We start from the raw sequence: 15,349 nt of genomic DNA, 5'->3' as shown, positions 1-15,349 counted from the left end.
GGCTTTGGCTTTGGCTTTGGCTTTTGATCTTGATCTGCCCCGTCGGAAGGCCGAGCGCAGGTTCTGCGCAGTGGGCACCGCGGCAAGGATGCCGCGGTAGCCGCCCCCGGCCATGGATGGCCGATGGCGGCGGGCCCACGGAGCAGGACCGGAGCGAGGGCATGGCGAGCCTGGGCGAGCCACCGTACGTCAGGGGCGAAAGCGTTTGGTTACTTTGCGCTTTTCAAAGTAACCCGCCGTAAGGGCGGAACCATAAGCCGCCGTTACAACAGAAATGGATATGCACTCCGACCAAAATACAGGTCGGCTATCAGGCCGCCATCGCAGGCAAGCCAGCTCCCACAATTGAACGACGTCGATTACCCCGCCGCCAACCCCTTCCCCGCCCGCTCCAGATTGCGCCACACCCAAACAGGCAACACATCAGGATCAAGACTGTCGATCAGGTTCTTCAACGCCAGCCCCAACTCCGTATCACCCTCAATCACCAAACGCCGGCGAAAAAACAGCGTATCCGGATCTTCCTGACGACTCGCCAGCAGTAAAAACTCCCGCCAGTTGCCACTGATCGTCACATGCGCAACGGCGTGCTCGGCAATCCGCAACCCTCCGCCACTGAGCGTCAGATACCAGGACAACCCCAGATCCGGAATCCGCAAACACAACCAACGCCCACGCAAAACCTCAAACTCGCCATCGCGCACCGGCCCGGCGAGGCAGCGGTTCAGCGCCTGTTGCAACGCCAGCCGCTGCACGGCAAAAGGCACTCGGCGCACCAGCGGTAACACCCGGTCGGCACCTTTCAACAGCCACTTTTTTCGATTCAACACAGGCCGACCTCCTCGACGCGCAGCATGCCGGCCTGGCCATGCCAGTAACCATTGCATCCTTCGACGAACAACGGCGGAGTCTCACCCAGACGAACCCGCTGATAGGCCGCGATCACCTCGGTCATGCCTTGAGCACGAGGACTCAAGCGCAACAGATCGGCACCGCAGGCCACCAGCCCGGAGTAATCGGCCAGCAGATTGGTCACCTCGGCCGACATCGTTTGAATACCGTTGATGGTGAACAGCGCCTGCCCTTCCTGACTGGTCAGCGCCAAGCCATCGGGGTAGTTGATGCAACAAAACTGGCAGTCGTCCTTGGGCCGGTTTTCCGCCCGAGCCGTAAAGCAGCGGGCGGAATAGGCCAATGGCAAATGCCCATAAGCGAAGATTTCAACTTCCGGCACTGCACGGCCCAGTTCGCGCACCTGCCCGATCACATCACCAATCAACGCCGCCGAACATTCCACGGGCGGCACCCAGCGGGTCATGCCGCTGTCGAGTAATTGCGCCAATGAGTGACCGTTGTACAGATTGAGGGCCGGGCCGCCCACGAACGGCAACTTGCGCTCGGCCAGGAATTGCACCGCGCCCATGTCGTTGGCTTCCACCAGCAATTGGCCGTTGTCGCACAACCGGCGCAGGCTGGAGAGTTCGGACGCCGCTTCGATCAGCGTCAGGCTGGAAAGCACCAACTGCGCCTGACTGCATTCCTGCAACTCACGGCCCAACCCCAGCCATTGATCCAGCGAAAAGGCCCGGCGTTTCGAACACACGGTTTCCCCCAGGTAAATCACATCCAGGGGCAAGGCCGACATCTCGGCGTAAAAGTGGCTGAGTTGTTCCTTGTCCCAATAAAACAGGACCGGTCCCAGGCTGAGTTTCATGTCGAATCCCTCATTGCCATGATCGATGATAAGCACCCAGAGTGGTCTGGCTGCCTTCGGACAAACCGGCCAGCACCTGACGCCATTCCTCCTTGACCCGAAAACTGCCCGGTGCGCCACGATGGGCGTCCAGTGCTGCGCGCCAGACGCGGGTGACTTGTTCGACATAGGCCGGGCTGCGTTGGCGGCCCTCGATCTTCACGGCTTCGACGCCGATGGCCGTCAGTTCCGGCAGCAAGTCCAGGGTGTCGAGGCTGGTGGGCTCCTCCAGCGCATGAAAGCGTTTGCCGCCGACCAGGAATCGGCCCTTGCACAAGGTCGGGTAACCGGCCGGTTCGTCAGGGGTGTAGCGATCGATCAGCACTTCGCTGAGGCGCGCGCTCAAGCCTTCGGCGTCCTCGCTCCAGCGCACCGCTTTGGCCGGCGAACAGACACCGCACAGGTTCGGCGACTCGCCAGTGATGTAGGAAGACAGATGGCAACGCCCTTCGGCCATGATGCATAAGCTGCCGAAACCAAACACTTCGATGGGCACCGGACTGCTGGCGGCGACCTGGCGTACTTGCGCCAACGACAACACCCGCGGCAGCACCGCGCGCCGAATGCCGTAGCGCTGCGCATAAAACTCCAGCGCGGCGGCATGGGTCGCCGATCCCTGGACCGACAGGTGCAACGCCAGTTTCGGGTGACGCTGACTGGCGTAGTTGAGCACTCCGGGGTCGGCGGCGATCAGGGCATCGACGCCGAAATCGGCGGCACGATCCACCGCTCGCTGCCAGCGCTCCCAGCCCTTGGGCTGCGGGTACGTGTTGACCGCGACGTAGAGTTTGCGTTGATGCTGACGGATATGGGCGACCGCGGCGTCGAACTGTTTGTCGTCCATGTTCAGCCCCGCGAAATGCCGGGCGTTGGTGTCATCGCGAAAGCCGACATAGACGGCATCGGCGCCTTGGCGCACCGCCGCTTTAAGCGCAGGCAGATTCCCTGCCGGGCAGACCAGTTGCATGGGTAATCCTCATGAAAAAACGCGTCCGGGCCATCGCCTGATGCCCATGACGCGAGGGTCCGGGGCGATCGAAAAAGGCGCTGCCAGTCTAGCGAGACCGGCAGGCACGGCCTTGACGGCAATCAATTGCCATCAATGCATCAGGTCGGCGAAGGACAGGAACATCACGTTGTCGTGCTTGAGCACTTGCTGCTCGCACTCGATCACCGCCAGCCCATCGGCCCAGCACGCGGCGGTCAACATGGCCGAGCTTTGCTGAGGGTGCAGTTCCACGCTCAACTGACCGTCGGCGCCGGGCGTCAATCTGGCCCGCAGGTACTGCCGACGCTTGTTACGCTGCAACCAGTCGAAACCGGCTGGCACGGCCAACGGCACCGGCAGTACGTCAGTCACGCCTTGGGCCCTGAGCAGGAACGGACGCACCACCACCAACGCGGTAATCAGCGCCGCCGAAGGATTTCCCGGCATGCCGATCCAGGGTTTACCGGCCACTTCACCAAAGGCCAGTGGCTTACCCGGCTGAATGGCCAGCCGCCAGAAATCCACGTTGCCCAGTTCCTCGATCGCCTGTTTGAGGTGATCTTCCTCGCCCACCGACACGCCACCGGAACTCAACAGCAAGTCACATTCCGAAGACGCCAGGCTCAAGGCATGCCGGCTGGCCGCCAACTCATCGACCATGACGCCATAGTCGTGCACTTCGACGCCCCAGCCGCGCAACAACGCGGCGAGGCAATACCGGTTGCTGTTGTAAATCTGCCCCGGCGCCAACGGATCGCCCGGCTCACGCAGTTCATTGCCGCTGCTGAGCAGGCACACCTGCAACGGCCGATAGACCTCGACCCGCGCGATACCCGCGCCGGCCAGCAACCCCAGTTCTTGTGCGCGCAGGCGTTTACCGGCCTTGAGCAACAGATCCCCTCGGCGAACTTCCTCCCCCTCCTTGCGCACATGGTCGCCAACGGATACAGGCGGGAACCAGACGCGCTCGCCCTCGACCCGACAGCGCTCTTGCGGCACGACGGTATCGGCGCCCGGCGGCAATGGCGCGCCGGTAAAGATCTGCACCGCCTGCTGCGCGAGCAAGGGCGTGCATGCTTGATCCCCCGCCGCAATGCGCCCGCCAATCGATAAACAGCCACCCGCCTGGGGCAGGTCAGCCGCCCTGAGGGCATAGCCGTCCATGGCACTGTTGTCCCAGGCCGGCAGGTTCACCGGGGAATGAATGTCCGCCGCCAGTACCCGCCCCATGGCTTGATCCAGACGCACCATTTGCGCCAGAGGCGGCGGCGGTGCCTGGTCCAGCAGACGGCTGATGGCCTCGTCCACCGGCATCAGATTGCCGAGGTCGCACACCCGGCCGGTCATGAGCGTGTCCCGCAGGCGTCGATGACCCGTTGAGCTTGCGGTTTCAAATGAGGGGCGAAATTGCATGGGCCGGTGCGACTGTCCAGTTGTTCGAGCAGGATCTTGTTCCAGGCAGTCCGGCAGGCTCCCGGCGAGCCTGGAACGCAGCACACCAGCACGCCGTTACTCATGCCGGCCAGTGCCCGGGACTGCAGGCTGGACATGCCGATTTCCTCCAGAGACACCTGGCGGAACAGTTCGCCGAAGCCTTCCACATGCTTGTCCAGCAATGGCAAGACTGCTTGCGGTGTGTTGTCGCGAGCGGTGAAACCGGTGCCGCCGGTCATCAACACCACTTGCACCGTGGGGTCGGCGATCCACCGGGAAACGGTGGCGCGGATCTGATAAATGTCGTCCTTGACCAGATCGCGATCGATCAACATATGCCCGGCTGTTTGCAGCAAATCGGTCAGGGTCTGCCCAGAAGTGTCGGTGTCAAAGGTGCGCGTATCGCTGATGGTCAGCACGGCGATGTTCAGGGGTTCAAACGTGCGTTGCGCCAGATGGGCCATATCCAGGTCTTCCCGTAGATGAGGGTATGGCCCGAAGCCTGAACCGGAATAGCGAGCGAGCCTATTCCTCCAAGGAGGTACCTCCACAGGGACATAAAGAGAATGTGCAGGCCACACAAAAACCTGTGGGAGCGAGCTTGCTCGCGATAGCGGTTTGTCAGGCAACATTGATGTCGACTGATCCACCGCTATCGCGAGCAAGCTCGCTCCCACATGGTTCTTTATTGCTACGTGATCTGTTCAAGGCGCCAGTCGATTTCGTTGCCATACACCATCGCGCAACCGGTAATCGACACGATCATGCAAGCGGTCGGCCCGCCCCTGCCAGAACTCCAGACGTTCAGGGTGCAGGCAATAGCCGCCCCAATGCTCGGGGCGCGACACAGTCTGGCCAACGAAGTGTTTGATGGTTTCAGCCAGCATGGATTCCAGCGCTGCACGACTGGCCAGCGGACGGCTTTGCGGTGAAGCCCAGGCCCCCAGGCGACTGGCCATGGAACGGGAATCGAAGTACGCATCCGACAATGCCGGGTCGAGTCTGGACACCTGCCCTTCGATTCGCACCTGACGCTCCAGTCCCGGCCAGAAAAACGTCATCGCGGCATAGGGATTGGCGGCCAGTTGCTGACCTTTGTCACTCTGGTAATTACCGAAAAAAGTAAAACCTTCATCGCTCAAGCCCTTGAGCAACAGAACCCGACAGTGCGGCCGTCCTTCAGGGTCGACCGTCGCCAGCACCATGCTATTGGCCTCGACGGGCGCGCACTCGGTGTCGCGGGCCTGTTGCAGCCATTGCCGGAACATCGCCAGCGGATCGGCCAGCGCAGCCTCATCTTGCAGGCCATTAAGGGTGTAGTTACGGCGCATCTGAGCCAGGGAAAGCGGCATGACGGTGATCTCCGGAAGGTTTTACGCAGTGTGCGAGGCACTGCGCAAAGCCACCTTGACCGCCATCAACACTGTCGCCTACTTGAGACCCAGACGCCGTGCCAGTTTGTGCAGGTTGCTGGGGTCGACTTCGAGGATTCGCGCGGCGCTGGCCCAGTTTTCCCCGGACAGGCTCAGGGCCTGGAGGATTTTCTTGCGCTGGTAATCGTCGACGGCTTCGCCCAAGGGCTGGAACGGCAAATCAGCCGTAACGTCCGGGGATGGCTCGACCACCGTCCCCGATGCCGCCATTGCGCTGTCGAGATCGAGAATCTCAGGCTCCAGCGTCATGATCAATGCGCGACTCGTACCGCGACTGAGCTGCTTCAACGCGGCCCGACTGATCACGTGTTCCAGTTCGCGCACATTGCCCGGCCAGGTATAAAGCAGCAGCACGCGTTCGGCCGCCGGTGACAGGCGCAAACCACGCAGGCCGAGCCGCGCCCGATTGAGTTCAAGGAAATGCCCGGCCAGCATCAACACATCGTTACCGCGCTCGCGCAGGGGCGGAATCGGCACCGGGTACACCGAGAGCCGGTGATACAGATCGGCACGAAAAAAGCCGTCGCGGATGCTGTCCGGCAGATGCCGGTTGGTGGCCGCGATGATGCGCACATCGACGTGCAGCGGCTTGTCGGCACCGAGGCGCTGGATCTCGCCGTTCTGCAGGGTGCGCAATAACTTCGCTTGCACGCTCAAGGGCAACTCCCCGACTTCATCGAGAAACAGCGTGCCACCGTTGGCAGCATCGAAGCGTCCGGCACGGTCACTGGTGGCGCCGGAAAAGGCGCCTTTGACATGCCCGAACAACTCACTCTCTGCCAGCGACTCCGGCAAAGCGGCGCAGTTAACGTGTATCAGCGGTTTGTGATGGCGCCTTGAAAGGCGATGCAAGCGCCGGGCGAACAGCTCTTTGCCGACGCCGGTCTCGCCCAACAGCAATACCGGCAGATCGGAGTCGGCCAGTACATCCAGCTCATTGAGCAACTGATGCAACACCTCACTCTGCCCGAGGATCTCGCCCTCCTCGACCGGCATTCGCAAATCCTGGGGATCGCTGCGGGACAGGCGCAAGCTGCGGTTTTCCTGCTCGAGCCGGGTGACCCGCACGGCGGCTTCGATCTGCAAGGTGCAGCGTTTGAGCTCTTCCCGCGCGCGGCTGTCGAAGGTCCCGGCGTGCAGCGCATCGAGGGTGATCGCGCCCCAGATCCGCCCCTCGACATACAGGCTCACGCCCATGCAGTCATGCACCGGCAGCGGTTCGCCGACGTGGTTGTCGAGCAAGCCGTCATAGGGGTCTGGCAGGCGACTGTCGGGTTCGAACCAGGTCGGCTCGCGCGACGCCATGATTGCCGCCAACCGGGGATGCTGGGCGATGACGAACCGGCGCCCCAGCGCTTCATGAACCAGCCCCACCGTCGCCACCGGCCTGAGGCTGTCGTCATCCAGACGCAGCAAGCCCACGGCGCCACTGTTGAAGTATTCGCGCAGGGTCTGGACCAATCGTTGCAACCGCACGGCATTGGGCAACTCGACGATCAGGTCGGCTGCCAGGCTTTCTCGCAGCATGGTAGTAATCACCCTCTATGGTTGGATTCACCCTGAAGCGTCAGGGTGTCTATCACCACGACTAAAAATAAATCCATGTTTTTCAATCATTTAAACATGGCATGCCGGATGCAATGAGCCTGGGGAACCGTTGAAACCCAAACAAGGAACCCTGATGAGCCAGACCCTATTGGAACAAAGCCTCGGCCAACTGGCCTGCGACATTCCCGGTGCCACCCGGATCTTCCATACCTTCAAACTGGACTTCTGTTGCGGCGGGCATAAAAGCTTGCGTGAAGCGGCCCTTGGCAAAAACCTCGATCCGGTCCTCATTGCCGACGCACTGAACATTCTGCAAGACGCCGGCGAAACCCAGCACGACTGGCGCAACGAACCTTTGGAACTGTTGATCGCCCACCTTCTGGCGCGCTACCACGCCCGCCACCGCGAGCAACTGCCGGAACTGATCCGCCTGGCTCGTCGCGTCGAGCAGGTCCATGGCGCGCGCAGCAGCTGCCCCAACGGCCTGGCCGATCTCCTGACCGACATGCAGCAAGAACTCGAAGGCCACATGCTCAAGGAAGAACAGGTGCTGTTCCCGATGCTGCAACAGGGCATCGGTGCTCAAGCGGCTCCGCCGATCCAGGTGCTGCGCTTCGAACATGATCAACATGGTGAAGCACTGGAGAAAATGCTCGCCCTGACCAATCACATCATCCCGCCTGCCGATGCCTGTAACACCTGGCGCGCCCTCTATCGCGGGCTGCTGGAATTCAAGGATGACCTGATGCAACACATCCATCTGGAAAACAACGTGCTGTTCATCAATGCCCTGAACCCTCGTCATTGATCGATCGCCAGTCACACCCAACCCGCGTCAGCCCATCGGTTGACGCGGGTTTTGTTTATCCTGGACTGCTTGTAATCAACCGTGCCAATAGAACATCGCCTTGGCCAGGATCACGATCAACACCATGTGCCCGAGGATGCTGCGGCGAATCCAGCTGGCGCGAGTCGTGGTCAGGCGCGCATGGGTCAGCCAATAGGCCAGCAGCAAGTAATGGCCGATGATGCTCAGGGCCAGCAGGATCTTGAGGCTCAGCAACAGGCCAAAACTGCTGGCCAGCGGCTGACCCAATGCGCCCCGGTACTGCCACGCCAGGCCGATGCCGGCGCCATACAACAGCAACACCACGCCATGCAGCACCTTGCGCGAACGCACGGCAATCGCCTGATCCGCCGTCACTTGCGATACGTCCGCCAACTGCTGGCGCGCGCGATGCCAGATGACCACCTCGAAAAACAGCGTGCCGATGAAGGCAATCGCTGCCAGCAAATGCGTGACCAGCAAAAAGGGATACATCAGCGCCAGCCTCTGTCAGTTCGCGTGCTCATCCCGGATGACCGTCCACCCGGGCCCGCAGCAGCATCGGCCCATAGCGCCAGGCATACAGCGCAAACGCCAGCGCCCAGCACAGACCAGCCAACCACAATGCCGGCAAGGGAAAGAACTCGATCAACACGACCCGGCTCAGGCACGCCAGATTGAGCAAGATGAACGCCAGGGTCATCCCCGACGGCGGCTCCAGCGCACGGCCGGTATGCCCAAGGCTGACCCGCGCGATCATCGCCAGCACCAGGCCGCCCATGGCCCCGATCGTCAGGCAATGCACCGCCAGACTCGGGTTAATCGGCGCGCCGAAATGCCACAGCGCCATCCCGAGACAAGCCACCGCCAACCAGCCATAAGCCAGGTGCAGCGACCACAGCAACGGTACGTGCCAGAGTGCCCGGTCATGCCAGCGCACCAGGCGCACCAGATGTCCCGCCGCCAGCACCGCGAACAGCAGGCCCACCCAGACATTGGGATTGAGCGCAGGTCCTGCGGCATATAACAACGCCACCAGCGGCGAGCCCACCAACAGCAATCGATCCAGCCAGGGCCAGGCTGCAACGCCTTCCACCCGACCAAGTCCACGCTGGGTGAAGAACGGAATCACCCGCCCGCCAATCAACCCCATCATCGCCGCCACCAGCCAAATGCCGGTCAGCACACCCTGGCGCTGCCAGCCTTCATGCCCCTCGACCAGGCCGTACAAAGACAACCCGTCGGCCACGGCCAACAACAGCAGAACCACCACAATCGGGTAATTACGTTTCTGCCGCACCTTCCACAGGGTGAAGCCCATGAGCACCACCAGCGCCAACGGGAACGCCATTTCCAGCACCGCGAGCAACGGCCACGGCACATTGGCCAACCAGGCCACTCGCGCCAATAACCACAGCAACGCCAGAGCGCCCAACGGCTTGCCGCTGAGGCCGGGGCGACCGGTCCAGGTCTGCACGGCCGTCAGCAAAAAGCCCGCGATAATCGCCAAGCCGAACCCGAACAGCAATTCATGCCGATGCCAGCCCAGCCAACCGCCTGCCGGCTGCCAGTCGGACATCGAACCACTAAAAGCCGCCAGCCACAGCGGAATGGCCAGCACCGCCAACAGGCAGCCAGCGAGGAAAAACGGCCGAAAGGCCAGCCGTAACAGCGGCGCGATGGCCATCGCTTTACGGCGGTCAAGCACTTGCATAAAGCCACTCCTCTACCTGTTTGCTGACCTGGCGCCAACCCGCTCGCGCCGAGGTAAATCCAGGGACAATCATCGGGTATTACCGATTCATTGCCTTTGTCGCAGATCAAGTGTGCAAGTGGCGTGCCCCGATGCCGAGCGCGCGTCCTTTGTGGCGAGGAAGCTTGCTCCCGCTCGAGTGCGCAGCAGCCGTAAACCGGCTGATGCGTTGTATCTGAAGAATTGCGATGGCCGGTGTTGGGAGTGCTTCGCACTCCAGCGGGAGCAAGCTCCCTCGCCACAAGGTGCTCCCGACCAGGGTAAAAATGACCATTTTAGGGTTGTTTAAACCCTAAAGAGCATAGTCTTTTTTACCCTCATGCTTGAGAACCCCCATAAACAAGGCCCTCCACGCCTGGCCCGCGTCTTGCTCTGCATGGGCAACCTTTTAGAAATCCTGGATCCCTTTCGATTACCGGAGTCGTCATGAAAAAAGTCATCCAGCCACTGGCCTGGTTTGTTGTGTTGACCTCAATCCTGGCCTTGGCCAGCGGCGTTTCTCTAGGTCTCGTCTGACCTGATCCCCCCTTCTCTGTCTTCAGGATGAATTCTCATGGTGCTTCATCGCGTCCATCACCAGATTCTGCGCAGTCATCACTTGTTCGAGCCGTTGAACGAAGAACAGCTGGATGAACTGATGAGTACCAGCCACTTGCTGAGCATCGACAAAGGCGAGCCGTTGTTCCGTCAAGGTGAGCCGGCCGATTCGTTCTATTTCATCATTGCCGGCGCGGTGAAAATCTACCGGCTGACACCCGATGGGCAGGAGAAAGTGTTTGAGGTCATCAGCGATCGGCAAACTTTCGCCGAGGCGATGATGCTGATGGACACCCCGAACTACGTGGCCTCGGCCGAAGCGATCTGCCCCACCCAGCTCTACCGGTTATCCAACAGCACCTACATGCGCCTGCTGCAGAGCAACAGTCGGCTGACCTTTGCACTGCTGGGCAAGCTCTGCGTTCGCTTGCATCAACGGGTCAACGAAATCGAAACCCTGTCACTGAAAAACGCCACCCACCGGGTCGTGCGTTATCTGCTGACGCAACTGGTACGCCAGCAAACCGTTGACAGCCAATTCGAGCTGCCGATGGCCAAGCAACTGATTGCCGGGCATCTGTCGATCCAGCCGGAAACCTTTTCGCGGATCATTCGCCGCTTGATCGATGAAAACATCATCACTCAGGACGGCCGTCAGATTGCCATTCTTGATCGTCTGCGCCTGGAACAGTTCGAGTGAGCGCCATGCCCGTCTGCCTGTATTGCCAACACGCCAACCCACCACAAAAGATCGAGTGCCGCCAATGCGGCATGCCCCTGCCGGCACTGGCTGAACGCGCCGGAGAACGTCGGCAGCGCCGATTCATGTGGTTCTGCGTTGGCCTGACGATCTTCTGCGTGACGATGTTTTTCTGGCTGCCACGCAGCTGAAGACCGCACATATCCCCTGCAGCTGGCGCAGCCTGCGTCCCTGTAGCAGCTGCCGAAGGCTGCGTTCGGCTGCGAAGCAGTCGTAATCCTGAGCCCACGGTACTACTGAAACACCGCAGTGAATGGTTTTACGACTGCTTCGCAGCCGAACGCAGGCTGCGCCAGCTGCTACAAGGACGCAGGTGGTCAAGGACATTACGGTTGAGTCAGCTGACGATACAACTGCGGCAAGCGCAGCGGTAACTGCTCAGGCTGACGGATCAAGGTGTAGCCATTGGCGCCGAACATGTACGGCAGGTAATCCCCGGCCTCGCGATCGATCGTGATACAGAACGGCGTCAGCCCCTGACGCCGCGCTTCCAGCACCGCCTCGCGGGTGTCTTCAACACCGTAGCGCCCTTCATACAGATCCAGATCATTCGGTTTGCCATCCGTAAGCAGCAGCAACAGTTTGCTGCGCCGCTTGCTCGTGCCCAATAGTTGCGTGGCCTGGCGAATGGCGGCGCCCATGCGCGTGTAATACCCCGGCTTGAGCCCTTGAATGCGACCTCGGGTGGTGTCGTCATAACGCTGGGTGAACGCCTTGAGTTCCTGCATGCGCACTTGCTGACGGCGCAGCGAGGAGAACCCGTACAGGGCGAAATCATCGCCCAACACCGACAAGGTTTCGCCGAACAGCAACAGGCTGTCGCGGATTACATCAATCACTCGATGCTCATCGTTCAGGTGGGCATCGGTGGACATCGACACATCGGCCAGCAACAGGCACGCCAGGTCGCGGCGGGTCTGCCGTTGCTCCATGAACAGACCGCGTTCGGCACACTGGCCATGCTCGCGCTCGACGTGAAAATCCAGCCAGGCCTGCATGTCCAGTTCAGACCCTTGAGGTTGCTGGCGTAACCATTGGCGGTCGTTGCGCAGGTGCTCGAACTGGCGGCGCAGACGGTGCGCCGAGGCCTTCAGCCGTGGCGGTAATGGCTGCGCCTCACAGTCGCGGGGCACCATCATTTGCAGATTGACAAAGCTGTCCTGCATTTGTTGTTTGCGGTAGTCCCACTCCGGCAGCTTGATGCCCTCGCCGAGGGGAATATCGTCGACATCGGCCGGTGGCAAATCCAGGTGCAGCTTCAGACCGCCGCCCTTGCGCAGACGGGTGCGCGACAGGGTCAATTCATCCAGGTCGTCGGCGACTCGGGCTGCGTCCGGGTCTTCGCTGTCGTCCGACCAGCGATCCAGGTCCACGTGCTCGGTCCAGCTGAACAGGTTCTCCAGACGCACGATCAACAACCCACCGTCGCGACTACCTTCATCGATCCGCTTGGCGCGTTTGCTTGCGCCTTTCTGTTCACCGGACGGGGTCGTCAGCGACTCTTCCGACTCGTCTCCCAGATCGGCAGCCTGCGGGCTGGCGAGGTTTTGTGGCGGGTACAACCACAGCGGCAGCGGCCACGCGGCCCGTTCGCTGCGAGGGAAATGCTCGACACTGCCGGGTTCGCGCAGCGCCTGGCATAGCGCCCGTTCCAGTGCCGCTTCGCTGGCGTTCAACGAGGCCGGATCGGGGCGCAATTGCAGATGGGCATCGACCAGTCGTTTGTAACGAGCACGCAGCGCGGGATAGCGTTGCAACAGCTGTTGCGTCCAGCGTTGATTGTCCCGCCCCCAGTGCCGCATATGCCCGGCTTGTGCCGCCAGCAACGCGAGCCACCGATAGAGTTCCTCGTTCAGGGCGACTTCAGGAAACACCGCCAGGCTCGATGGCAGCCGCAAATTACTCGCGTCACACCACGCCAACGGCACTTGTTTGCAGGTGCCGGCGATCTGCTGCAACACGTTTCGGCGCAGCAGCAGATCGCGGTCGCTGGCCGCTTCCACACCGATGCCATTGGCACCGCCCATGGCACGAAACAACAGCGCCAGCGGGCGTTGCTGACTGGCCAGTTCAACCCGTGCTTCAGGGAAGTCCGGGCTGGCACGCCGGGTGATGAAACGATGCCAGACACTGCCTACCCACTCTTCCAGTTCGACGGTAAACGCCATGATGCTTGCCCTTGCTGGAAACCAAAAAAACGGCCCGCTGTATCAGCCGGGCCGACCTTTTCTAGCTGTTGCACTCGCTCATGAAGGTACAACCGCAGCCGGGGCGCGCAAGGCGGCGCGGCTCCGTTGCTTGAAGCTAAGCAGGTAACAGAGCAAGCCTGCGAAGAAGCCGAGACCGGCGCCCAGCCGCGCCCAGAACAGCACCTGCAGATGTTCGACCGTGGCCATGAATGGCAACGCAATCCCGTCGGCCTGCCAGCGTTGCAGGTAAACCTGGACGACACCGGCAGCGGTCAGGAACAGCGTGATCATCACCATCGACAGGGTCATCAACCAGAAGCCCCAGATCTCCAAGGTCTGCGAACGCTCGTCAGCCGCTTCACCCAGCCCGCGCAAACGCGGCATGGCGTAGCTGATCAAGGTCATCACGATCATCGCGTAAGCACCGTAGAAGGCCAGGTGACCGTGAGCCGCCGTCAGTTGCGAACCGTGGGTGTAGAAGTTGACCGGTGCCAGGGTGTGCAGAAAACCCCAGACGCCCGCACCGAAGAACGCGGTGACCGTAGTGCCCTTGGCCCACAGTGTGGCGGCGCGGTTCGGGTGTTGCCGGCGACGGTTCTTCACCATGCTGAAGGCGAAGATCACCATGGCCAGGAACGGTAGCGGTTCGAGTGCCGAGAAGATCGAGCCGACCCACAACCAGACCTCAGGCGCACCGATCCAGAAGAAGTGGTGACCGGTGCCGATGATCCCGGTAATCAGCGCCATGGCGATGATCACGTACAGCCATTTTTCCACGACTTCCCGGTCGACACCGGTGATTTTGATCAGGACAAAAGCGAGCATCGAACCCATGATCAGTTCCCACACACCTTCCACCCAAAGATGCACCACCCACCACCAGTAGAACTTGTCGCGGGCCAGGTTGCCTGGGTTGTAGAAGGAGAACAGGAAGAACACCGCAAGGCCGATCAGCCCGGTCATCATCACCATGCTGACGGTGGTCTTGCGACCTTTGAGCAGGGTCATGCCGATGTTGTAGAGAAAGCCCAGGCACACCACCACAATGCCCATCTTGGTGATGGTCGGCTGCTCCAGGAATTCCCGGCCCATGGTCGGCAGCAACTCGTTGTGGGTCAGTTTGGCCAGGCCTGCATAAGGCACCAGCAGATAGCCGAGGATCGTCAGCACGCCCGCGGCGGCGAATACCCAGAACAGGATGATCGCCAGCTTCGGACTGTGCAGTTCGCGGTCGGCCTCTTCCGGAATCAGGTAGTAGGCAGCGCCCATGAAGCCGAACAGCAGCCAGACGATCAGCAAGTTGGTGTGCACCATCCGCGCCACGTTGAAGGGAATGATCGGGAACAGAAAGTCCCCCACCACGTATTGCACACCCATGATCAAACCGAACAGCACCTGACCGAGAAACAGCATCAGGGCGAACACGAAGTACGGTTTGGCCACGGCTTGCGAGGCGAATTTCAGATGCGGATTAGCCATGCTCATCTCTTAGCCCTCCTTGTTTGGCGGCCAGTTATTGGTGTTGATGTTCGAGCTCCATTTGAGGAACTCGGCGATGTCATCCACCTCTTGCTCGCTCAACTTGAACTGCGGCATCGCGCGCCGGCCCGGTACGCCTAGCGGCTGCATTTTCATCCAGGCATGTAGAAAGGGTTTGAAGCCCGCTTCCCCGCCGCGCCGCTGGAACACGTTGCCCAGCTCAGGCGCAAAGTAGGCGCCCTCGCCCAGCAGCGTGTGGCAGCCGATGCAGTTGTTTTGCTCCCAGACCGTCTTGCCGCGGATCACTGATTCGGTTAACTGCGCTTCATTGCTGCGCACTGGAAAGGTCTGTTCCGTGTGATAGGTCAAGGCCAGGAATATCAGGAAGAAGAAGATGCTTCCCCCAAAGTAGATATTCCTGGCCATGCCTTTGGTGAAGGTCTCTGACATGGTCGCTTCCTCTTTGCTTGGCGTGCCCATGATAGAAAGCGAAGGGTTGAAACCTGCTTGATGGCGATCAAGAAAGGCAGATGGTTTTGGTCGGGTATAGATCGTATGGCTGACAGAGATCGAATGTGGGAGCGGGGGGGGGGGGGGGGGGGGGGGGGGGGGGGGGGGGGGGGGGGGGGGGGGGGGGGGGGGGGGGGGG

Annotated in this window: 15 protein-coding genes; 3 read left to right on the top strand and 12 right to left on the bottom strand. The window is 61.1% G+C overall.

Going from position 1 to position 15,349, the window contains the following annotated elements:
• Positions 1-359: 359 nt before the first annotated feature.
• The 7 genes from ubiT to norR form a co-directional block, all read right to left on the bottom strand.
• Positions 360-830: a ubiquinone anaerobic biosynthesis accessory factor UbiT gene (gene ubiT, locus AC1RQB_RS27280; RefSeq protein WP_063340216.1), complete on the bottom strand. Its 471-nt coding sequence runs from the start codon at positions 828-830 to the stop codon at positions 360-362.
• On the bottom strand, positions 824-1,714 hold the full coding sequence (locus AC1RQB_RS27275) for a U32 family peptidase (RefSeq protein ID WP_063340217.1): 891 nt from the start codon (positions 1,712-1,714) through the stop codon (positions 824-826). Before AC1RQB_RS27275 ends, ubiT begins: the two co-directional genes overlap by 7 nt.
• 10 nt (positions 1,715-1,724) lie before the next feature.
• The gene (gene ubiU, locus AC1RQB_RS27270) at positions 1,725-2,720 is read right to left on the bottom strand and encodes a ubiquinone anaerobic biosynthesis protein UbiU (protein ID WP_063340218.1); all 996 of its coding nucleotides are present in this window, start codon (positions 2,718-2,720) and stop codon (positions 1,725-1,727) included.
• A 132-nt stretch (positions 2,721-2,852) separates the two neighbouring features.
• On the bottom strand, positions 2,853-4,088 hold the full coding sequence (locus AC1RQB_RS27265) for a molybdopterin molybdotransferase MoeA (protein ID WP_207267268.1): 1,236 nt from the start codon (positions 4,086-4,088) through the stop codon (positions 2,853-2,855).
• A complete protein-coding gene (gene moaB / locus AC1RQB_RS27260) occupies positions 4,085-4,639 on the bottom strand; it encodes a molybdenum cofactor biosynthesis protein B (RefSeq protein WP_063340219.1) in 555 nt (184 codons plus the stop codon). Before moaB ends, AC1RQB_RS27265 begins: the two co-directional genes overlap by 4 nt.
• A 240-nt stretch (positions 4,640-4,879) precedes the next feature.
• The gene (gene pdxH / locus AC1RQB_RS27255) at positions 4,880-5,527 is read right to left on the bottom strand and encodes a pyridoxamine 5'-phosphate oxidase (protein WP_063340220.1); all 648 of its coding nucleotides are present in this window, start codon (positions 5,525-5,527) and stop codon (positions 4,880-4,882) included.
• Between the two features lie 78 nt (positions 5,528-5,605).
• Positions 5,606-7,135 carry a nitric oxide reductase transcriptional regulator NorR gene (gene norR / locus AC1RQB_RS27250; protein ID WP_063340221.1) on the bottom strand — a complete coding sequence of 510 codons (1,530 nt, stop codon included), beginning with the start codon at positions 7,133-7,135 and terminating at the stop codon, positions 5,606-5,608.
• Positions 7,136-7,289: 154 nt separating this feature from the next.
• Between norR and ytfE the strand changes: the two genes are divergently transcribed.
• Complete coding sequence (ytfE, locus tag AC1RQB_RS27245; RefSeq protein WP_008075057.1) at positions 7,290-7,964, top strand: iron-sulfur cluster repair protein YtfE; 675 nt, start codon at positions 7,290-7,292, stop codon at positions 7,962-7,964.
• A gap of 75 nt (positions 7,965-8,039) precedes the next feature.
• On the opposite strand, the gene AC1RQB_RS27240 is transcribed toward ytfE, so the two are convergent.
• Both AC1RQB_RS27240 and AC1RQB_RS27235 read right to left on the bottom strand, forming a co-directional pair.
• The gene (locus tag AC1RQB_RS27240) at positions 8,040-8,477 is read right to left on the bottom strand and encodes a hypothetical protein (RefSeq protein WP_063340222.1); all 438 of its coding nucleotides are present in this window, start codon (positions 8,475-8,477) and stop codon (positions 8,040-8,042) included.
• A gap of 28 nt (positions 8,478-8,505) precedes the next feature.
• A complete protein-coding gene (locus AC1RQB_RS27235; protein WP_207267270.1) occupies positions 8,506-9,696 on the bottom strand; it encodes an NnrS family protein in 1,191 nt (396 codons plus the stop codon).
• Between the two features lie 592 nt (positions 9,697-10,288).
• On the opposite strand from AC1RQB_RS27235, the gene AC1RQB_RS27230 reads away from it, so the two are divergent.
• Both AC1RQB_RS27230 and AC1RQB_RS27225 read left to right on the top strand, forming a co-directional pair.
• On the top strand, positions 10,289-10,972 hold the full coding sequence (locus tag AC1RQB_RS27230) for a Crp/Fnr family transcriptional regulator (protein WP_008075049.1): 684 nt from the start codon (positions 10,289-10,291) through the stop codon (positions 10,970-10,972).
• A gap of 5 nt (positions 10,973-10,977) precedes the next feature.
• Positions 10,978-11,163 (top strand): hypothetical protein, encoded by a 186-nt coding sequence (locus tag AC1RQB_RS27225; RefSeq protein WP_063340441.1) that lies wholly within the window; start codon positions 10,978-10,980, stop codon positions 11,161-11,163.
• 195 nt (positions 11,164-11,358) lie between these two features.
• Here AC1RQB_RS27225 and AC1RQB_RS27220 read toward each other — a convergent pair whose 3' ends face one another.
• The 3 genes from AC1RQB_RS27220 to AC1RQB_RS27210 form a co-directional block, all read right to left on the bottom strand.
• Complete coding sequence (locus AC1RQB_RS27220) at positions 11,359-13,200, bottom strand: nitric oxide reductase activation protein NorD (protein ID WP_063340223.1); 1,842 nt, start codon at positions 13,198-13,200, stop codon at positions 11,359-11,361.
• A gap of 78 nt (positions 13,201-13,278) precedes the next feature.
• A complete protein-coding gene (locus tag AC1RQB_RS27215; RefSeq protein WP_063340224.1) occupies positions 13,279-14,706 on the bottom strand; it encodes a cbb3-type cytochrome c oxidase subunit I in 1,428 nt (475 codons plus the stop codon).
• 3 nt (positions 14,707-14,709) lie between these two features.
• Complete coding sequence (locus tag AC1RQB_RS27210) at positions 14,710-15,150, bottom strand: c-type cytochrome (RefSeq protein ID WP_063340225.1); 441 nt, start codon at positions 15,148-15,150, stop codon at positions 14,710-14,712.
• Between the last annotated feature and the right edge of the window lie 199 nt (positions 15,151-15,349).

Source organism: Pseudomonas sp. GW822-FHT02E03, assembly GCF_058802325.1.
The sequence above is the reverse complement of the archived record's forward strand: the minus strand, read 5'-3'. Positions and strand labels throughout refer to the sequence as shown.

What these genes read in the sequence shown, in the direction of transcription:
- moaB (WP_063340219.1), bottom strand. Translation starts at nt 4,639, where the DNA reads ATGGCCCATCTGGCGCAACGCACGTTTGAACCCCTGAACATCGCCGTG.
- AC1RQB_RS27210 (WP_063340225.1), bottom strand. Translation starts at nt 15,150, where the DNA reads ATGTCAGAGACCTTCACCAAAGGCATGGCCAGGAATATCTACTTTGGG.
- AC1RQB_RS27230 (WP_008075049.1), top strand. Translation starts at nt 10,289, where the DNA reads ATGGTGCTTCATCGCGTCCATCACCAGATTCTGCGCAGTCATCACTTG.
- ubiU (WP_063340218.1), bottom strand. Translation starts at nt 2,720, where the DNA reads ATGCAACTGGTCTGCCCGGCAGGGAATCTGCCTGCGCTTAAAGCGGCG.
- AC1RQB_RS27265 (WP_207267268.1), bottom strand. Translation starts at nt 4,088, where the DNA reads ATGACCGGCCGGGTGTGCGACCTCGGCAATCTGATGCCGGTGGACGAG.
- AC1RQB_RS27275 (WP_063340217.1), bottom strand. Translation starts at nt 1,714, where the DNA reads ATGAAACTCAGCCTGGGACCGGTCCTGTTTTATTGGGACAAGGAACAA.
- ytfE (WP_008075057.1), top strand. Translation starts at nt 7,290, where the DNA reads ATGAGCCAGACCCTATTGGAACAAAGCCTCGGCCAACTGGCCTGCGAC.
- AC1RQB_RS27225 (WP_063340441.1), top strand. Translation starts at nt 10,978, where the DNA reads ATGCCCGTCTGCCTGTATTGCCAACACGCCAACCCACCACAAAAGATC.
- pdxH (WP_063340220.1), bottom strand. Translation starts at nt 5,527, where the DNA reads ATGCCGCTTTCCCTGGCTCAGATGCGCCGTAACTACACCCTTAATGGC.
- AC1RQB_RS27220 (WP_063340223.1), bottom strand. Translation starts at nt 13,200, where the DNA reads ATGGCGTTTACCGTCGAACTGGAAGAGTGGGTAGGCAGTGTCTGGCAT.
- AC1RQB_RS27215 (WP_063340224.1), bottom strand. Translation starts at nt 14,706, where the DNA reads ATGAGCATGGCTAATCCGCATCTGAAATTCGCCTCGCAAGCCGTGGCC.
- norR (WP_063340221.1), bottom strand. Translation starts at nt 7,135, where the DNA reads ATGCTGCGAGAAAGCCTGGCAGCCGACCTGATCGTCGAGTTGCCCAAT.
- AC1RQB_RS27235 (WP_207267270.1), bottom strand. Translation starts at nt 9,696, where the DNA reads ATGCAAGTGCTTGACCGCCGTAAAGCGATGGCCATCGCGCCGCTGTTA.
- AC1RQB_RS27240 (WP_063340222.1), bottom strand. Translation starts at nt 8,477, where the DNA reads ATGTATCCCTTTTTGCTGGTCACGCATTTGCTGGCAGCGATTGCCTTC.